The organism is Arthrobacter sp. ISL-85, from assembly GCF_018613675.1.
Taxonomy (GTDB): domain Bacteria; phylum Actinomycetota; class Actinomycetes; order Actinomycetales; family Micrococcaceae; genus Arthrobacter.
This window is the reverse complement of the sequence record NZ_JAGGPQ010000005.1, coordinates 189830-206318: the sequence shown is the minus strand read 5'-3', so window position 1 is coordinate 206318 and position 16489 is coordinate 189830. Positions and strand designations below refer to the sequence as shown.

Annotated in this window: 13 protein-coding genes; 8 read left to right on the top strand and 5 right to left on the bottom strand. The window is 67.8% G+C overall.

Annotated elements, in window-relative coordinates; all coding sequences use genetic code 11:
* The 5 genes from cobA to J7I84_RS03790 all read left to right on the top strand — a co-directional run bounded on the left by cobA (position 1) and on the right by J7I84_RS03790 (position 4433).
* The gene (gene cobA / locus J7I84_RS03810) at positions 1-1029 is read left to right on the top strand and encodes a uroporphyrinogen-III C-methyltransferase (RefSeq protein WP_214940801.1); all 1029 of its coding nucleotides are present in this window, start codon (positions 1-3) and stop codon (positions 1027-1029) included.
* A gap of 14 nt (positions 1030-1043) precedes the next feature.
* Positions 1044-2207 (top strand): uroporphyrinogen-III synthase, encoded by a 1164-nt coding sequence (locus J7I84_RS03805; protein WP_214940799.1) that lies wholly within the window; start codon positions 1044-1046, stop codon positions 2205-2207.
* A 201-nt stretch (positions 2208-2408) separates the two neighbouring features.
* Positions 2409-3275 carry an FAD-dependent oxidoreductase gene (locus J7I84_RS03800; RefSeq protein WP_214940796.1) on the top strand — a complete coding sequence of 289 codons (867 nt, stop codon included), beginning with the start codon at positions 2409-2411 and terminating at the stop codon, positions 3273-3275.
* Between the two features lie 122 nt (positions 3276-3397).
* Positions 3398-4117, top strand: coding sequence for a deoxyribose-phosphate aldolase (gene deoC / locus J7I84_RS03795; protein WP_214940794.1), 720 nt, complete (start codon positions 3398-3400; stop codon positions 4115-4117).
* A 52-nt stretch (positions 4118-4169) separates the two neighbouring features.
* Positions 4170-4433, top strand: coding sequence for a hypothetical protein (locus J7I84_RS03790; protein WP_214940791.1), 264 nt, complete (start codon positions 4170-4172; stop codon positions 4431-4433).
* Between the two features lie 84 nt (positions 4434-4517).
* On the opposite strand, the gene J7I84_RS03785 is transcribed toward J7I84_RS03790, so the two are convergent.
* Both J7I84_RS03785 and mfd read right to left on the bottom strand, forming a co-directional pair.
* Positions 4518-5330, bottom strand: a complete 813-nt coding sequence (locus J7I84_RS03785; protein WP_214940789.1) for a metal-dependent hydrolase — start codon at positions 5328-5330, stop codon at positions 4518-4520.
* 6 nt (positions 5331-5336) lie between these two features.
* The gene (gene mfd, locus J7I84_RS03780; protein ID WP_214940786.1) at positions 5337-9014 is read right to left on the bottom strand and encodes a transcription-repair coupling factor; all 3678 of its coding nucleotides are present in this window, start codon (positions 9012-9014) and stop codon (positions 5337-5339) included.
* Positions 9015-9262: 248 nt separating this feature from the next.
* Here mfd and J7I84_RS03775 point away from each other — a divergent pair, with 248 nt between their 5' ends.
* From J7I84_RS03775 to J7I84_RS03765, 3 genes are read left to right on the top strand one after another with little or no spacing between them, the layout of a single operon-like run.
* A complete protein-coding gene (locus J7I84_RS03775) occupies positions 9263-10768 on the top strand; it encodes an SDR family oxidoreductase (RefSeq protein ID WP_214940784.1) in 1506 nt (501 codons plus the stop codon).
* Between the two features lie 44 nt (positions 10769-10812).
* Entirely contained in the window at positions 10813-11310 is a 498-nt protein-coding gene (locus J7I84_RS03770; RefSeq protein ID WP_214940781.1) for a DUF2505 domain-containing protein, read from the top strand.
* Positions 11311-11314: 4 nt separating this feature from the next.
* Positions 11315-11536 (top strand): SCO4848 family membrane protein, encoded by a 222-nt coding sequence (locus J7I84_RS03765; RefSeq protein ID WP_214940778.1) that lies wholly within the window; start codon positions 11315-11317, stop codon positions 11534-11536.
* Positions 11537-11622: 86 nt separating this feature from the next.
* Here J7I84_RS03765 and sufU read toward each other — a convergent pair whose 3' ends face one another.
* From sufU to J7I84_RS03750, 3 genes are all read right to left on the bottom strand, one after another.
* Entirely contained in the window at positions 11623-12072 is a 450-nt protein-coding gene (sufU, locus tag J7I84_RS03760; RefSeq protein ID WP_159632488.1) for a Fe-S cluster assembly sulfur transfer protein SufU, read from the bottom strand.
* 23 nt (positions 12073-12095) lie between these two features.
* Positions 12096-13421 carry a SufS family cysteine desulfurase gene (locus J7I84_RS03755; protein WP_214940776.1) on the bottom strand — a complete coding sequence of 442 codons (1326 nt, stop codon included), beginning with the start codon at positions 13419-13421 and terminating at the stop codon, positions 12096-12098.
* 557 nt (positions 13422-13978) lie between these two features.
* Positions 13979-16483 (bottom strand): LuxR C-terminal-related transcriptional regulator, encoded by a 2505-nt coding sequence (locus tag J7I84_RS03750; RefSeq protein ID WP_311381057.1) that lies wholly within the window; start codon positions 16481-16483, stop codon positions 13979-13981.
* Positions 16484-16489: the final 6 nt, after the last annotated feature.

Sequence of the window (16489 nt, the reverse complement as noted above, 5' to 3'; positions counted from 1 at the left end):
ATGCAGCTCAGTATCGACCTCACCGGCCGGAACGTCCTGGTGACCGGCACCTCCACTGCCGCGCGGCAGGCGGTGCGTCGCTACGAAGCCGCGGGCGCCGTCGTCCATCGCCTTGCCAGCCCCGGCAGCGTCCAGTCTGTCGAACTCCCGGAGCAGCTGTTCCTGGTTGCCGCCGTCGAGGATGGCCAGCCCGGTTGGGCCCCCCTCCTGGACCGGTGCCGGGAGGCCGGCATTCCCGTCGCCGCCGAACCTGCCGCCGGCCCCGCCGGCCACGTCACCCTGGTGGGCGGCGGCCCGGGCACCAGCGACCTGCTCACCGTGGCGGCCCTCAAGGTGCTGCGGGATGCGGACGTGGTGTTTTATGACCGGCTGGCCCCGTACCAGGAGCTGCCGCTGCTGACCTCCGCGGAATTGGTGGACGTGGGAAAGAAGCCCGGCCACCACAAGGTCAGCCAGTCGGACATCGAAAAACTGATGGTTGAAAGTGCGCTGGCCGGCAACAATGTGGTCCGCCTCAAGGGCGGGGACCCTTACGTCTTTGGCCGCGGCGGCGAGGAAGTAGCGGCCTGTGTGGCCGCAGGCATCAAGGTGCAGGTGGTATCCGGCGTCACCAGCGCCATTTCAGTGCCGGCCGCCGCGGGAATCCCGGTCACCCACCGGGAAGTCAGCCACATGTTCACGGTGGTCTCCGGGCACGCCCCGCTCACCGAAAAAGAGCACCACCACCTGGCCGGGCTGGGCGGCACCATCGTGGTGCTGATGGGCATCGGCACCCTCCACCAGCTCGCTGCGGGACTGCGCCGCGCCGGAATGCGGCCGGACATGCCCATGGCCGTGGTGGAACGGGGATACCGGCCCGGCCAGCGCACCACCATCGCCGACCTGGGCACCATCACCGCTGCTGCTGCCGGCTGCAGCAACCCGGCCGTGCTGGTGATCGGCGAGGTGGTGAGGGTGGCTGAAGCCAACCGGCAGCACGCCGGAGCCGCCGACCTGGACCGGCTGGCGGCCTCGCTGCTGGGATCATGAAAGGATTGACCCCCATGACTGCACTTGCACCGGTTGAACAGCCCCGGCCCGAACCAACCCAGGCTGAAGAATCCACCGATGCCGCGGAGTCGCCGCTGGAGGGATTCCGGATCGGCGTCACCTCGGACCGGCGCTCCCGCGACCTGATCGAGGCCCTGGAGCGCCGCGGTGCTGAAGTGCTGCACGCCCCGGCCTTGAAGATCGCCCCGGTCCAGGAGGACATGCGCCTTATCGAGGACACGCGGGCCATCATCGCTGCCAAACCCGACCTCTGCATCGCCACCACCGCGTACGGCATGCGCCGGTGGTGCGAGGCCGCAGACTCCTTCGGGATCGGTGACGAACTGCTGGAAACATTGGGAAACACCCGGATGTTCGTCCGGGGACCCAAAGCCCGCGGCGCCGTGCGCGCCGCCGGCCTGGCCGACGTCGGCATCAGCAGCGACGAAACCACCTCCACGCTGGTGGACATGCTGCTTGCTGAAGGCGTCCGGGGCAAGACCGTCGCCATGCAGCTGCACGGCTACACCGACGTCCGGCAGATCGAACGCCTGCGGATGTCCGGTGCCACTGTCCTGACCGTCACGCCCTACCGCTGGGTCAAGCCCGACGGCGAGGACAAGCTTCCGCGGTTGATCGACGCCGCCTGCACGGGGAACCTGGATGTCCTGACCTTCACCAGCGCGCCCGCGGTGGACGCGATGTGGAGCACTGCCCATGAGATGGGGCTCTACAAGCAGCTGGTGGAGAGCCTGAAGCTGAACGTCACCACCGCCGTGGTGGGCCCCGTGACGGCGCAGCCCCTGCTCGACGCCGGGATAACGCCGCTGATCCCGGAGCGGTTCCGGATGGGCGCCCTCATCCGGCTGGTGTGCGAGCACCTGGCGCTGAACCATGTCCGGCGGTTGGAGACGCGCTCGGGGAGCATCGAGCTTCGGGGCCGCAGCCTGCGCATCGACGGCCGGCAGGTGGAGCTGGCGCCAGCTCCCCTGCTGCTCCTGCGTGCCCTGCTCGGCGCGGGCGGCGCGGTCCTGTCCCGCGAATCGCTGTCCGAACTGCTGGAACTGCGCGGCTCCGTCCACGCGCTGGATATGACCGTGAGCCGCCTGCGGTCCTCGCTGCCGGACGGCAAGCTCATTGAGACGGTGGTCAAGCGCGGGTACCGGATCCGCGTCTGACGTGCAGGGAAACGTCCAATGTGTCTGCCGGCTGCCGGATGAGAGGTGCGTCACGGGTTCTGTTACCGGCCGGTAAATACTGGCGAACGCGGAGCCTTTAAACAGCAACTGGGGGGAAACACCCCGGAAAAACCGCGAGCCTACGCTGGGTTCCATCACGAAGTTCCGGCCACTTCCGGCCGCCAGCGAAAGGGCCAGCACATGTCCGCTCCGGCACCCTCCCCGTCCAACTCCGCCGCAACCCGCATTGTCATCGCCGGCGCGGGCCCAGCCGCGCAGGCCCTGGTGGCGCAGCTGGACCGGGCCCGGTTCACCGGCACCATCACCGTGCTGAGCAACCGGGATGACACCCCCGGCGAACTGCTTGAGCTGGCCATGCTGCCCCAGGTTTCCGTACGCTTTGGCCAGCCAGCCAGCAACATCGACGCCGTCAACCGCACGGTGGCAACGGCCGATGGCATGGAGTTCGCGTACGACCAGCTGGTCATCGCCACCGGCTCCGGCCCCGTGACCAAGCCCGTGGACGGCGCCGCCCAGTGCCTGCGCTACGCCACAATCGACGACGCACCGCGGATAGCGAAGGACGTGCAGAAGGTGGCCCGCGAGTTGGGGCGGCGCCCGGTGGGGATCCTGGTGGGCACCGGTGCCACGGCCGGACAGGCCGAAGCGGTCCTGCGCGCCAAGGGCGTGCGGCCCATCCGCACCACTGCCCGGCCGTCCGCCATCATCCCTGCGGTCGTATCCGGCCAACCCGCGTCCCGGGCCGCATCCGCGGTGGTCTTTGAAGATGGCAGCAGCATGACCGGTGACCTGGTTGTCCTGGCCGAGGAGCGGGTCTCCCGCGACGGCCTGGCCGCAAGCGCGGGCCTGCAGACGGCAGCCGGGGGTGGCATCGTGATCAGCCGCGACTACCGCACCTCCGTCCCGGGAATCTGGGCGATTGGGGACGCGGCAGCGTTCGACGGCGTCCGGCTGGGGCTGCTGGTGGCGGCCGCTTCGGCCGCTGGCGCCTGTGCCACGCAGCTGCTGACCGCGGTTTCGGCGGCACCGCTCCTGGAGGCGGCCTGAGCGGCCAAGCCCCGCTGCGGGCGCTCCTGCGCTGGGGCCTGCTGCGGTCCGGTCCACTGTGACAAGATGGTTCCCGAAACCGAGTCAACGCCGGGCCCACAAGGCCCTTCGAGAGGACCATTATGAGCAACGAAGCCACCGTTCACGCAGGCACGGCGGATCCGGCCGGCCCCGCGAACATCGCCTCCTATATTGACCACACATGGCTCAAGCCCGAAGCCTCGGAAGCTGACGTGCTGAAGGTCTGCGCCGAGGCATCCGAGTACGGGTTCAAGTCGGTGTGCGTCAACCCCATCTGGGTCAAGACCGTCTCCACGGCGCTACGGGGCTCGGGCGTCCTCACCTGCTCCGTGGTGGGCTTCCCCCTGGGGGCGACCCCCACGGACGTGAAGTCGTTCGAAGCCCGCGGCGCAGTACTGGACGGTGCGCAAGAGGTGGATATGGTCATCAACATTGCTGCCGCACGGGCCGGCGACAAGGGCGCCCTGGCAGAGGACATCGCCGCCGTGGCCGAGACCGTGCACGCGGGCGGCGCCATCCTGAAGGTCATCATCGAAACAGCCCTCCTGACGGACGGGCAGAAGGTGCTCGCGTGCCAGGCTGCCGTGGAGGCCGGAGCCGACTTCGTGAAGACTTCCACGGGATTCAACGGCGGCGGCGCCACAGTCGAAGACGTGGCACTGATGCGCAAAACCGTAGGTCCGGACCTTGGCGTCAAGGCCTCCGGCGGCGTACGGTCCCTGGCGGACGCTCAGGCTATGATTGCAGCAGGTGCAACACGAATTGGTGCCAGCTCCGGAATCGCCATTGTCAAGGGCGAACAGGGTTCAGCCGCTTACTGACCTTGGCCGGAAGCCGCCACAGATCAAGCCCCGCGGGGCCGAGGAGGAACACATGTCCAGCCAGATCAACGCATCCAGCAAAGACCCGGCGTCGAACCAGGACTACGTCCGGACCCCGCAGAACGAGAACAAGCTCGGCGGCAGCATCGTGCTTTTCGTGATCTGCTTCGCCCTGTTCCTGGGTGCCATCTACTCGCTGTCCTTCCTCAGCCTGGGCAACCCGTGGCCCATGGCCGTCTGCCTGGTCCTGTTCGGTCTCGCGTTCTGGATTCCCCAGACGATCTTCGGCCGCTCCGACTCAGCCGGTGAGCACTAAAGGCCCCATCAACAGCAGCAACAGTAGGGACCCCGGACTTTGTCCGGGGTCCCTTCTTTTGCTGCCTGCAGGAGTTGCTGGCCGCTAGAACCAGAGCCGGATCCATGCCCCCGCGGCTGCCGCCACGCGTCCCCAGTGGTGTTGGGCGATGGCCCAGCCGGCCATGGACAGGCCCACCATGGCGTAGGCGCTCACCGGAATCAGCACCAGCCATTCCCGCTTGGAACCGGCCCGGCCCAGCAGGGGTATGGACAAGGCGCCATTGGCCCGCCATACATTCCGCAGCAGGGGCAGCCGGCGCAGCGTTTTCGGCGGCCGGAGCACCAGCGGCCACAGCAGCGGCACTCCCCCGGTGGTGATGAGGTCGCCCACGATGTGCACCACCACCCCGATCAGCATCGATGTGGGCAGCCATGTCCACTGCTCCGGCGCATAGACGGTGACCAGGCCGGCCATCACCAGGGCGAAAATCCAGTTGGAGACGAAGCCGTTTTTGGGGAACAGCTTCAGTGCCTTCGCCGCGATGTTGATCAGGAACATGCACAGCAGCCCGGCGCCGACGGACAGCCGTCCCCAGCCAGTGTCCATGTGTACCTGCGATGCCAGGCCGGCCAGGAACACGAAGAACGCCGCCCCAAGGATGGAGTGCGTGCCCTGCCGGTGGCCACCGCTGGCGTTTTCAATGCCGCGCGCCACCATGTTGGACAGCGGCGGCAGCGAATGGGCCACGGTGCTGGCCCGGTGGTCCCAGTCACAGACCAGCGCGGTGCCGGCCGTGGCCATGCCGCCGATGAGGATGCCCGTAGGATCCAGCGGGTACCAGCCCAGGGTGTACGGGCCGGTGGACGCAACAGCTACCCACGCCGCGGCTCCTGACGCGGCGTGGTGTCCTCCCATCAAGTCCTAGCTCACCGCCAGCGGGGCATCGGAAAAGATGTTGCGGATGACGCCGTTGGCCCATTCCAGGATCTCGGCATCCTGGAGGTCCCGGCCGCCGATCCGTGCTGTCTTGGGCTTGGGAATGAGGATGGCGTCCAGGGCAGGCTTGGACTGCGATCCCGGGTACATCCGGTTCAGCCGCATGGTCTTGGACTCCGGGAGCGATGCCGGGGAGAACTTGATGAAGTTGCCCTGCAGCGCCACGTCGGACAGGCCGGCCTCGCGCGCGGCTACCCGGAACCGTGCCACTTCCACCAGGTTCCGGGCAGGCAACGGCAGCTCGCCGTAGCGGTCCACCAACTCCGCCTGGACCTCATCGATGGATTCGTTGGTGAGGGCGGCGGCGAGCTTCCGGTAGGCCTCCAGCCGGAGGCGTTCACCGGGGACGTAGTCGTGCGGCAGGTGCGCGTTGACGGGCAGCTCGATCTTCATCTCCGCAGCCTTCTCCTCGGCCTCGCCACGGAAGTCCGCCACGGCCTCGCCCACCAGGCGGATGTACAGGTCGAAGCCCACCCTCTGGATGTGGCCGGACTGTTCCCCGCCCAGCAGGTTTCCGGCGCCGCGGATCTCCAGGTCCTTCATGGCCAGCTGCATGCCGGCGCCCAGTTCGTTGTGCGCCGCGACGGCTTTGAGCCGCTCCAGTGCCACCTCACCCAGCGGCTTTTCCGAGGGATAAAGGAAGTATGCGTAGGCACGTTCCCGGCCACGGCCAACACGGCCCCGGAGCTGGTGCAGCTGGGACAGGCCATACTTGTCCGCGCCGTCGACGATCAGTGTGTTGGCGTTGGAGATGTCCAGGCCGGTCTCGATGATGGTGGTGCAGACCAGCACATCGAAGCGCTTCTCCCAGAAGTCCACGATGATCTGTTCCAGCCGGCTCTCGGACATCCTGCCGTGCGCCACCTCCACGCGGGCCTCGGGCACCAGCTCGCGGATCTTCGCGGCGGTGCGTTCGATCGTGGAGACGCGGTTGTGGACGAAGAAGACCTGCCCCTCGCGCATCAGCTCTCGCCGGATCGCCGCGGAGGTCTGCTTGTCCGTGTAGGGCCCGACATAGGTCAGCACCGGGTGCCGCTCCTCCGGTGGGGTAGCCAGGGTGGAGGTCTCCCGGATGCCGGTCAGCGACATCTCCAGGGTGCGCGGGATCGGCGTCGCACTCATGGCCAGGACGTCCACGTTGGTGCGCATCTTCTTCAGCGCCTCCTTGTGTTCGACGCCGAAGCGCTGTTCCTCATCCACGATCACCAGGCCGAGGTCCTTGAACTCGAAGTCCTTGGACAGCAGCCGGTGGGTGCCGATCACCACGTCCACGGCGCCGCTCTTGACGCCCTCGGCGGTTTCCTTGGACTCCTTGGCGGACTGGAAGCGGGACAGCGGCTTCACGCGCAGGGGGAAGCCGGAGAACCGCTCGGTGAAGGTCTCGTAGTGCTGCTGGGCCAGCAGCGTGGTGGGTACCAGGACGGCCACCTGCTTGCCGTCCTGCACCGCCTTGAACGCAGCGCGGACCGCAATTTCGGTCTTGCCGTAGCCCACGTCGCCGGAGACCAGCCGGTCCATGGGGATTTCCCGCTCCATGTCGGCCTTGACCTCGTTGATGGTGGTCAGCTGGTCCGGGGTTTCAACGTACGGGAAGGCTTCCTCGAGCTCGCGCTGCCAAGGGGTGTCGGGGCCGAACGCGTGCCCGCGGGAGGCCATGCGGGCCGAATACAGCCGGATCAGCTCGCCGGCGATCTCCTTGACGGCCTTGCGCGCCTTGGACTTGGTGCTGGCCCAGTCGGCGCCGCCCATCTTGCTCAGGACCGGGGCGTCGCCGCCCACGTAGCGGGTCACCTGGTCCAGCTGGTCCGTGGGGACGAACAACCGGTCGCCGGGGGCGCCGCGCTTGGCCGGCGCGTACTCCAGGACCAGGTATTCCCGGACGCCGTCGCCGCCGCCGGCAACCTTGCGCTGGATGAGTTCCACGAACCGGCCGATGCCGTGCTGTTCGTGGACCACATGGTCCCCCGCCACCAGCTGCAGGGGGTCCACGGCGTTGCGCCGCTTGGAGGGCATCCGCCGCATGTCCTTGGTGGACCCGGCGGAGGTACGGCCCAACAGGTCGGCTTCGGTGAGCAGGCCCAGTTTGAGGCCGTCCAGGACAAAGCCACGGCCGACGGCGGCAGTGGTCACCTCGATGATGCCCGCCTGGGGCTCGTGGTCCAGGCTGTCCACGCGGGCGCAGGGGATGTCGTTCTCGTGGAAGAGTTCCGCCAGGCGCTGTGCCGGCCCCGGGCCTTCGGTGGCCACCACGATCCGCCACTGGTCCCGGACGTGCGAGCCGATGAAGTCCATCATCTCGGCAACATCGCCCTGGTAGCCGCGGGGCTCCCGGGCGTGCAGGTTCAGGACGTCGATCTCGGGCAGCAGTTCCGTATCCTGGGCCAGGGAGGTGATTGACCACCAGGACACCCCGTGTGCCAGGGACGACGAGCGGGTTTCGGCCAGCGAGCGGAAGCTCGCCGAATGAAGCGCCGCGGACGCCTGGGAGCTGAGGTCCAACGGTGCCGAGCCGCCGTCGGACGCGGTGGACCACGCCGCCTCGAGGAACTCCTCGTTGGTGGCAGCGAGGTCATGGGCGCGGGTGCGCACCTTCTCCGGTTCAATCACCACTGCGATGGAATCGGCCGGCAGCTGGTCCACGAACGGCACCATGGCGTCCACCAGGACCGGCGCCAGGGATTCCATGCCTTCCACCGCGATGCCGCCGGCAATCTTCTCCAGCATGTCCGCGGCGGCCGGAAGCTGCGCCTTCAAAGTCGCCGCGCGGGACATCACGGAGGGGGTGATGAGGATTTCGCGGCACGGCGGGGCGTGCAGCTCGGTGGGGTGGTGGATGCCCGGAGCGGACAGCGAGCGCTGGTCGGCGACGGCGAACCAGCGCATTTGGTCCACCTCGTCCCCGAAGAACTCCACGCGGATCGGGTGGTCTTCCGTGGGCGGGAAGACGTCAATGATGCCGCCACGGACAGCGAACTCGCCGCGGTGGGTGACCATGTCCACCCGGGCGTAAGCGGCGTCCGCGAGCCTCTTCACCACGCTGGTGAACGGAACGTCCTGGCCCACTGTCAGCGTGACGGGAACCAAATCGCCAAGGCCGGCCACCACGGGCTGGACCACGGCGCGAACGGGCGCGACGACGACGCGCAGCCGGGCCGCCGTCGAACTTTCCGGATGTGCCAGCCGGCGCAGTACGGACAGCCGCCGGCCCACGGTGTCAGAACGCGGCGAAAGCCGCTCATGCGGGAGGGTCTCCCAGCTGGGGAACTCCGCCACCGAATCCGCGGGCAGGTAGGCGCGCAGGGCTGCGGACAGGTCCTCCGCCTCCCGGCCGGTGGCGGTGACGGCAAGCACGACGCCAGGCCCCCCGGCGTCAGCCTGTTCCGCCACGGCGGCCGCGAGCCCGTCCGCCATCTCCGCCAGCAGGGCGGGGCGCAGGCCGGCAGGAGCGCTGATCTGGTAATCCTGCCCGCGGACGGCAAAGCCCCTGGCGGCCTCGGCACGGACGCGGGCGAACGTCCGGTCCGGCTCCAGGGCACGGCGCAGTCCGTCCAGCGACGGGGATGTGCTGACTGTGCCGGCGGCGGACTGGCCGGGAAGACTCATGGCAGAAGCTCCTGTGGTGTTTCTCGAAGACAAGCAGGCAACGCGAAAACCCGAAATTCGCTGCGAATCCCGGGTACTCCCAGCCTACCGCGCGCCAGCGACATGGCAGGGCGGCAACCACAGGCCTAGGCTGGCAGGGCCGGCCCATTGGCGGAGCGGCGCCCGGACGGGTTGGAACAGCCGTCCGGACGCTCCGCCGCTCCGAACCACCAATGTCGAACAATGGGCCAGGACGAACAGGAGCCAGCATGACCGCGATGAATGCCCAGCCAACACCTCGGACCGTCCTCGTTACCGGCGCCACCGGCTACATCGGCGGCCGCCTGGTTCCGAAACTGCTGGAAGCAGGGCACAGGGTGAAAGTGCTGGTCCGCTCCCCCGAGAAGATCGCCGGTGTCCCGTGGCGCGACAAAGTGGACGTCGTGCAAAGCAGCCTCGACGACGGGGACGCCCTCCGGGAAGCCCTGGCCGGCGTCGACGTCTTCTACTACCTGGTGCATTCGATGGCGGCGGGGGCGGGGTTTGAAGCGAAGGAAAAGGCCATGGCCAGGACCGCAGCGGACGCTGCAGCCGCCGCGGGCGTCCACCGGATCGTCTACCTGGGCGGCCTCCACCCGCAGGACGTGGAGCTCTCCACCCACATGCGGTCCCGGGAGGCGGTGGGCAAGGTGTTCCTGGACAGCCCGGTGGACGCCGTCGTCTTCCAGGCTGGCGTAGTGATCGGTTCGGGCTCGGCGTCCTTCGAAATGATCCGCCACCTCTCCGAAACGCTGCCGCTGATGCCGGCGCCCAGCTGGGTGCGCAACAGGATCGAGGCCATCGCCGTGCGCGACGTGCTGTACTACCTGGTGTCCGCCGCTTCGCTGGAGGGCGCCATCAACCGGACCTTCGACATCGGCTGCCGGCAGGTGCTGACCTACGCGGGAATGATGAAGGAGTATGCCGCGGAGGCAGGACTGCCCCACCGGGTGGTCCTGGCGCTGCCCGTACCGGCACCCAAGCTGGCAGGCATGTGGGTGGCGCTGACCACACCCATTCCCCTCGCCATGGCCGTGCCCCTGGTCCAGTCGCTGCAGCATGACGCGGTGTCCAACGAGCACGACGTCGACCAGTACATTCCACAGCCCGACGGCGGCCTCACCACCTACCGCACAGCCGTGGCCCTGGCACTGGGCAAGGAACGCGACGGCCAGGTGGAGACCACGTGGGCCAATGCCGGCGCCGACTCCGATCCGCTGCCAAGCGACCCCGACTGGGCCGGGCACAAGGTCTACATCGACGAACGGACGTTCCACGGCGATGTTGACCCGGCCCACGTGTGGACGGTCATCGAGGGCATTGGCGGACGCAACGGCTGGTACTCGCTGCCGCTGGCCTGGCAGGTCCGGGGCTGGCTGGACAAACTGACGGGCGGCGCCGGGCTGCTGCGCGGGCGCCGGCACCCCCACACCCTGGCTACCGGTGAGGTGGTGGACTGGTGGCGTGTGGAGCGGATCGAGCGCGGCAGCTTGCTCCGGCTGCGCGCCGAAATGCGGGCACCGGGACGTGCGTGGCTTGAGCTCTCCGTGGAGCCCGACGGCGCGGGCAGCCGCTACCGGCAACGCGCCATTTTCTTCCCCAAAGGCCTGAGCGGCCGGCTGTACTGGCTCGCCGTCCTCCCGTTCCACAGCCTGATCTTCCCGGCCATGGCCCGCAACATCACCGCGACGGCCCGGAAACTGGCCGATGCGGAGCCCGCGGCCGCCACCCCGTAGGATGTTTGAGGCGTAAATCCTTTCCCCACGTCCCAGGAGGACCCATGGCGCTGAGCGCAACCACCACCCTTCCGCACTCCGTTGACAGCGTTGCCGCTGTGCTGGTGAACGAGGACTTCCAGCGCCACATCAGCCAGCTGGTGGGCGGCAGCCTGGAGTCCTTCACCGTGGACGGTGACATCGCCGGGGCCTTCAACACCACCTCCGTGCGCACCCTTCCCACCACGCGGCTGCCCGAAATCGCCCGGAAGTTTGTCGGTGAGCACCTCAAGGTGACCCAGGTGGAGAACTGGGATGCCCCCGCGGCAGACGGTTCCCGCCAGAGCAACATCTCGCTGAAGATCGCCGGGGCCCCCGTGGACGTCACCGCCGTCCAGCGGCTGGTGGCCGACGCCGGCGGAACCCGCGTGGAGCTTGAAGGCGCCGTAAAGTCCTCCGTACCGTTCCTGGGCGGAAAGATCGCCGACGCCGCCGAGCCCATGGTGGCCAAGGCACTGAACCTGCAGGCCGCACAGGCGCAGGCCTGGCTGGAAAGCCACTAGCCCCATGCAGCTTCCCGTCTTCGCCGCACTGGTCCTCGTCATCGCCGGCGTCTGGTCACTGGCGGTCTGGCCGCAGTTCCTGCGCCGGGTGATGAAGGACCCGCGGGCCCGCGATGCAGGCGGCAAGGCAACTAAGTTCCTGACCGTGCATGTGGTGCTGGTGGGCATCTCCATGGTGCTCGGGCTCGCCACCGCCGTGATCGGCGTCCTCGGCCTGCTGGGCTGACCTGGCCTAACTCACGCGTTTTTCCGCACGAAACAGCCCGGGCCTTCCTCCTGCTGGAGAAAGGCCCGGGCTGTTTGCTGTCCGGCTCAGGCCGCCTGGTTGAGGGCGTCCTCAGCGGCGACCCAGGAGATCATGGCGCACTTGACCCGGGCCGCGTAGCGGGCCACTCCCTCGAACGCTGCCGCATCGCCCAGCAGTTCGGGATCGGCGTGGACCTTTCCCCGCGAGCGCAGCACTTCCCGGAAGCTGTCGATGACTTCGTGCAGTTCGGCCACTGTCATGCCCTCTGCGAGATCAGTGAGGACGGACGCGGAGGCCATGGAAATGGAGCAGCCGGCACCGTCCCAGGCGATCTGGGCCACTTTCCCCTCCTGGACGGCAAGCCGGAGGGTCACTTCGTCCCCGCACACCGGGTTGAGCTGGTGTGACTGCCCCGTGGACGTGCCTTCGGGCGCCTCAGTAGCGGCGAGCCCGCTGCCGTGGCGGGCCTTGGAATGGTCCAGGATGATCTGCTGGTACAGCTGGTCGAGGCTCATGGTGTCACCTTTCGTCTTCTCCGCTAGGCGCGGAAGTAGGCCCGGACGCCGGCCACGGCTTCAAGGAAGCGGTCCACGTCGTCGGTGGTGTTGTAGAGGTAGGCGCTGGCACGGGTGGTGGCCGTCAGGCCCAGCCTTCGGTGCAGGGGCTGGGCGCAGTGGTGCCCCACGCGGACGGCAATGCCCCGGGAGTCCAGGAACTGCCCCACGTCATGGGCATGGACACCTTCGACGTCGAACGCGGCAAGGCCGATCCGGTCCTTTCCGGCGGCCGGGCCCAGGACCCTGATACCGGGAATGCTTTCCAACCCCTCAACCATGCGCTGGCCCAGTTCGGCCTCCCACCGGTGGATGCGGTCCAGCCCGGTTTCGGTCAGGTAGTTGGCGGCGGCGGCGAGGGCTACCGCTTGGGAGATGCGCTGGGTCCCGGCCTCGAAACGCTGGGGCGCCGGAAGGTACTCGGCCCGCTCCATGGTGACGGTGGTGATCATGGATCCGCCCGTCAGGAACGGCGGCAGGATGTCCATGAGCTCCTGCCGGCCGTACAGCACTCCGATCCCCGTGGGGGCAAGCATCTTGTGGCCGGAGAAGACCGCGAAGTCGACGTCGAGCTCCTTGACATCCAAGGGCAGGTGCGGCGCCGACTGGCAGGCATCCAGGACTACCAGGGCGCCCGCGGCATGCCCCAGGGCCGTCAGCTCCCGCACCGGGTTGATAATTCCCAGGACGTTGGAAGCTTGGGTGAATGCCAGGACCTTGGTACGCCGTCCGATGATCGCCGCGGCCTGCTCCATGCGGAGGCTGCCGTTGTCCTCAATGGGAATGTAGCGGAGCGTGGCACCGGTGCGGAATGCCAGTTCCTGCCATGGGATCAGGTTGGCGTGGTGCTCCATTTCGGTCACCACGATTTCGTCACCAGGCTTCAGGGCAAGTCCCCGGAGCGCCTCATCGCCGCGCCCCTGGGCGGCCCATAGACCGGCATTGGACAGCGCATAGGACAGGAGGTTCAATCCCTCCGTGGCGTTTGACGTCCAGATGGTTTCCGCATAGTCCGCACCGATGAAGTCGGCGATGGTTTGCCGGGCATCTTCGAAGACTTCGGTAGCCTCCACCGCAAGATGGTGGGCGCCCCGGTGCACGGCGGCGTTGCGCTGCTCGTAGAACTCCTGCTCAGCTTCGATGACGCTCATGGGGTTCTGCGACGTGGCTCCGGAGTCGAGGTAGACCAGCGGCTGCCCGTTGACCAGTTGGTTGAGGACCGGGAAGTCGTTGCGGATACGCAGCACCTCGGCGTTATCCATGACAGGTACGGCACGTTCCAGTGTGGCTGGCGTTGATACTACGGCCAAAACGAACTCCTTGGGCTGCCAATGTCTGACACCCAATTGTCCCACACACGGCTGTGGCGGCCGCCCGGGAGGGGCAGCCGCCACCGCTGCCCCGGGCTTCAGCCGAGGGAGCAGAGGGCCGGCGACGGCTGGGGGGAGAGTCTCGGTCTCAGAAGACTCTGACGTCGCCGACCCCGTCTATGTCCGGCCCTGAAGGACCGGAAGTTGAGAGGGCCTCAATGTCCTGTTCGGCTGCTCCGCGGCGTCCTGCCGGCCGCTTTGCTTTGCCTCCTTAAGTAAAGCCCGTGGCGTCCTCCCGTACACGAGTAGGAAGTACTCGAATCCCCCGGGGAGCACTACCGGTGCGTGGTGCTCGTACGCGCCATGCCGTCGAGGCCGAACGCCGGGAAGCATGCACTGCAGCACGGGTCGGGGCGGCACTGATCAGGGCAGCACTGTATGCCAGGCGGTCGACGGCGGACGGGAAGCGGGCGGCCGACGGCGCGCTTGGGCGGCGCACAGCCGCTCGCGGAAGGACCGGGCGTGGAAGGACCGGGCGCGGGCGCCCGGTACGAAACCTACTTGGGCAGGGCCGACTCCAGCTCATCGCGGCTGCGGACCCCGAGCTTGACGTAGGTGCGGTACAGGTGGCCTTCCACTGTCCGGACGGAGACCATCAGCCGCTGCGCGATCTCCCGGTCAGTCAGCCCCTGCACGGCCAGTTCCACTATGTCCTGTTCCCGCCGGGTGAGGCGGACGGCAGGCGCCGCCGCAATGAACCGGCCTTCACGGAACCGTTCACCCAGTTCGTGGTCGCACTTTTCGCGCTGGGCAACGGCCTGCCGTGACCGGCGGCGTTCGCCGGCCTGCTCCAGTACCGTGCTGGCACGGGCATACGCTTCACGGGCCATGTTGACAAAGCCTGCCTCCTCCAGCGAGGCAGCCGTTGCCATGAGGGCGTCGCCGTCGGCGTCTTCCCAGGCGGTGGCCAGGGTCAACAGCGCTTCCGCCCAACGGCCTTCCACTCCGCGGGCGGCTGCCTGCACCATGGGGACCACCGAGGGGTCCCCGAGGTCCCAGCACATGGCAAAGACTTCAAGGAGGTTTCCGGTACGCGCGGAAGCCTCAGTGGTGGTCATCAGCGTCTGCAGGGCGGCGAGCCCCTTGCCGTCACGGGCCAGATATTCCGCGGCTGCGGCCACGTAGGCTTCGGCAAGGAGATCATGGGCCGGCCAGCCGGCGCCGGCGTCCTTGTGATCCTGCTCCAGGCGTTTTGCCTGTTCCGTATCCCCGAGCCTGGCAGCAGCGTAGAAGCCCAGTGCTGTGCCAAAACGGTACAACTGAAGCGGATCGTTGCGCCTCAGCGCCTCCACCGCAGGCAACAGCACCTGGTACGCCCGCTCCATTCTCCCCTGCCGCAGCAGCGAGTAGCCGTGGAGCAGTTGGAGGCTCCCGTTGAAGGTGGCCGCAGCAGCCGGATTTCCGGCGGCGTAGTGGTTAATCTCCCGTTCAGCCGATTCCCACTCACCCATGGCCAGGTAAGCGGAGACCAGCCGTCCCAGCACGAACTCAGGGAAAAAGAACAGGCTGCCTTCCAGCGGGGGAAGTTCCGAGGCTGCCAGCAGGGCTGCCTCCAAGCCCTGGACCGGGCGTCCCGCGGAAGCAAGGGCATGCGCCAGGAGCCCCTCGGCCAGGGCGCGCAGCGGCTCTCCGCCGGACCCCGTGCGGCGCCTGCGCATATCGTTTACTACGTCGTTCAAGGCCTGGACATTCACCTCAGCCCCCAACTGCAGGAGGTGCAGGAGCTCTTCCTGCCAGCTCCGTTCGCTGCCGGAAGATGCGAAGTGCTTTTCGACGTCCTCCGCCACCACGCCAAGGGGGTGGCCAAGGGCCTGGTGTGCGGAGACCCGGAGCAGCAGGACCGCCGGCCCATCGGTGTCCTGTGCCAGCGGAAGCCAGCATGCGTCCAGGAGGGCCGCCGCCTCGGAATAGGCACCTTCGTTATATAGCGCCCGGGCCTGGATGGCCTGGGCCAGCGGAACCAGCGGCGGATGGTGGATGCGGGCGGCGATGGAACGCGCACCATGATTATGGAACCTCAGCAGGGCCTCTTTGGCTGCCGCCAGCATCTCCTCGTCACTGACCCGGACGCCGCACTCCAGGGCCCACTCCACGGACCGCAGCCTGCCCTCCCCCTGCAGCAGGGCAGGATTCTGGTGGGCGTTGACCTTCTCCAGCAGCTGGAGGCTGCGGGAGACAGAGACGGTATTCCTGATGGCGCCTGCAAAGAGCCCGTTCCACATGGAAAGCTCGGACGGGATGCCGGGGGCTTCCACGATCATCTGCTGGTCCAACAGTGAACGGACCACTGCTGCTCCACTGATGTCCTCGATGACTTTTCGGCCCACCGGCCCGGCCAGGGCGATGAGTTTCAGGGCTTCCAGTTCCTCCGGCCCCCGCCGGAGGTGGTCTTTGGCCACCACTCCTGCGAGCCGTGCCCCATCCGAGGGCAGGGGGGCCAGCAGCATCCAGATTCCGTTCCGCTTGGCGAGGACGCCGGCTTCGGCGGAGTCATGGAGCAGGGCATCCAGCATTCGGGGGTTGCCTCCCGACGCGTTCCAGATGGCATCCACTGTTGCTCCGGGGACGGTCCCGTCGAGGACGTGGGCCAGGACGTCCTCGATCTGTTCGCGGTTGAGGGGCCGGAGGTCCACCCGCTCGGCAAGACCGTCGTACCAGAGCTGGTCAAGCGGCTGTGGCAGGCCAGGCCGGGGCCGGGCGGCGGCGATCACTGTTGCCCACCCGGCGGAAATCACTTCTGCCAACACGCCCGCGGAGGCGTCATCCAGATGGTGGGCGTCATCGACTGCAAGCAGGACAGCCGCACCTTTGCCGCCCTTCAGCTTCTCGAAGTATGACCACATCGAACGGAGCACTGCCACGGGTGAGACGGATTCCTCAGCAGTGAGTTCCCCCGTGTAAGGGGTCAGGACCCCGAAGGGCACCCCTGCCAGGGCCGAGCTGGCATGGATACGCAGGATGTTCATGCTCCCGGCAAGGCGCTCCGTGACCGCGTCAGTCACGGCCGA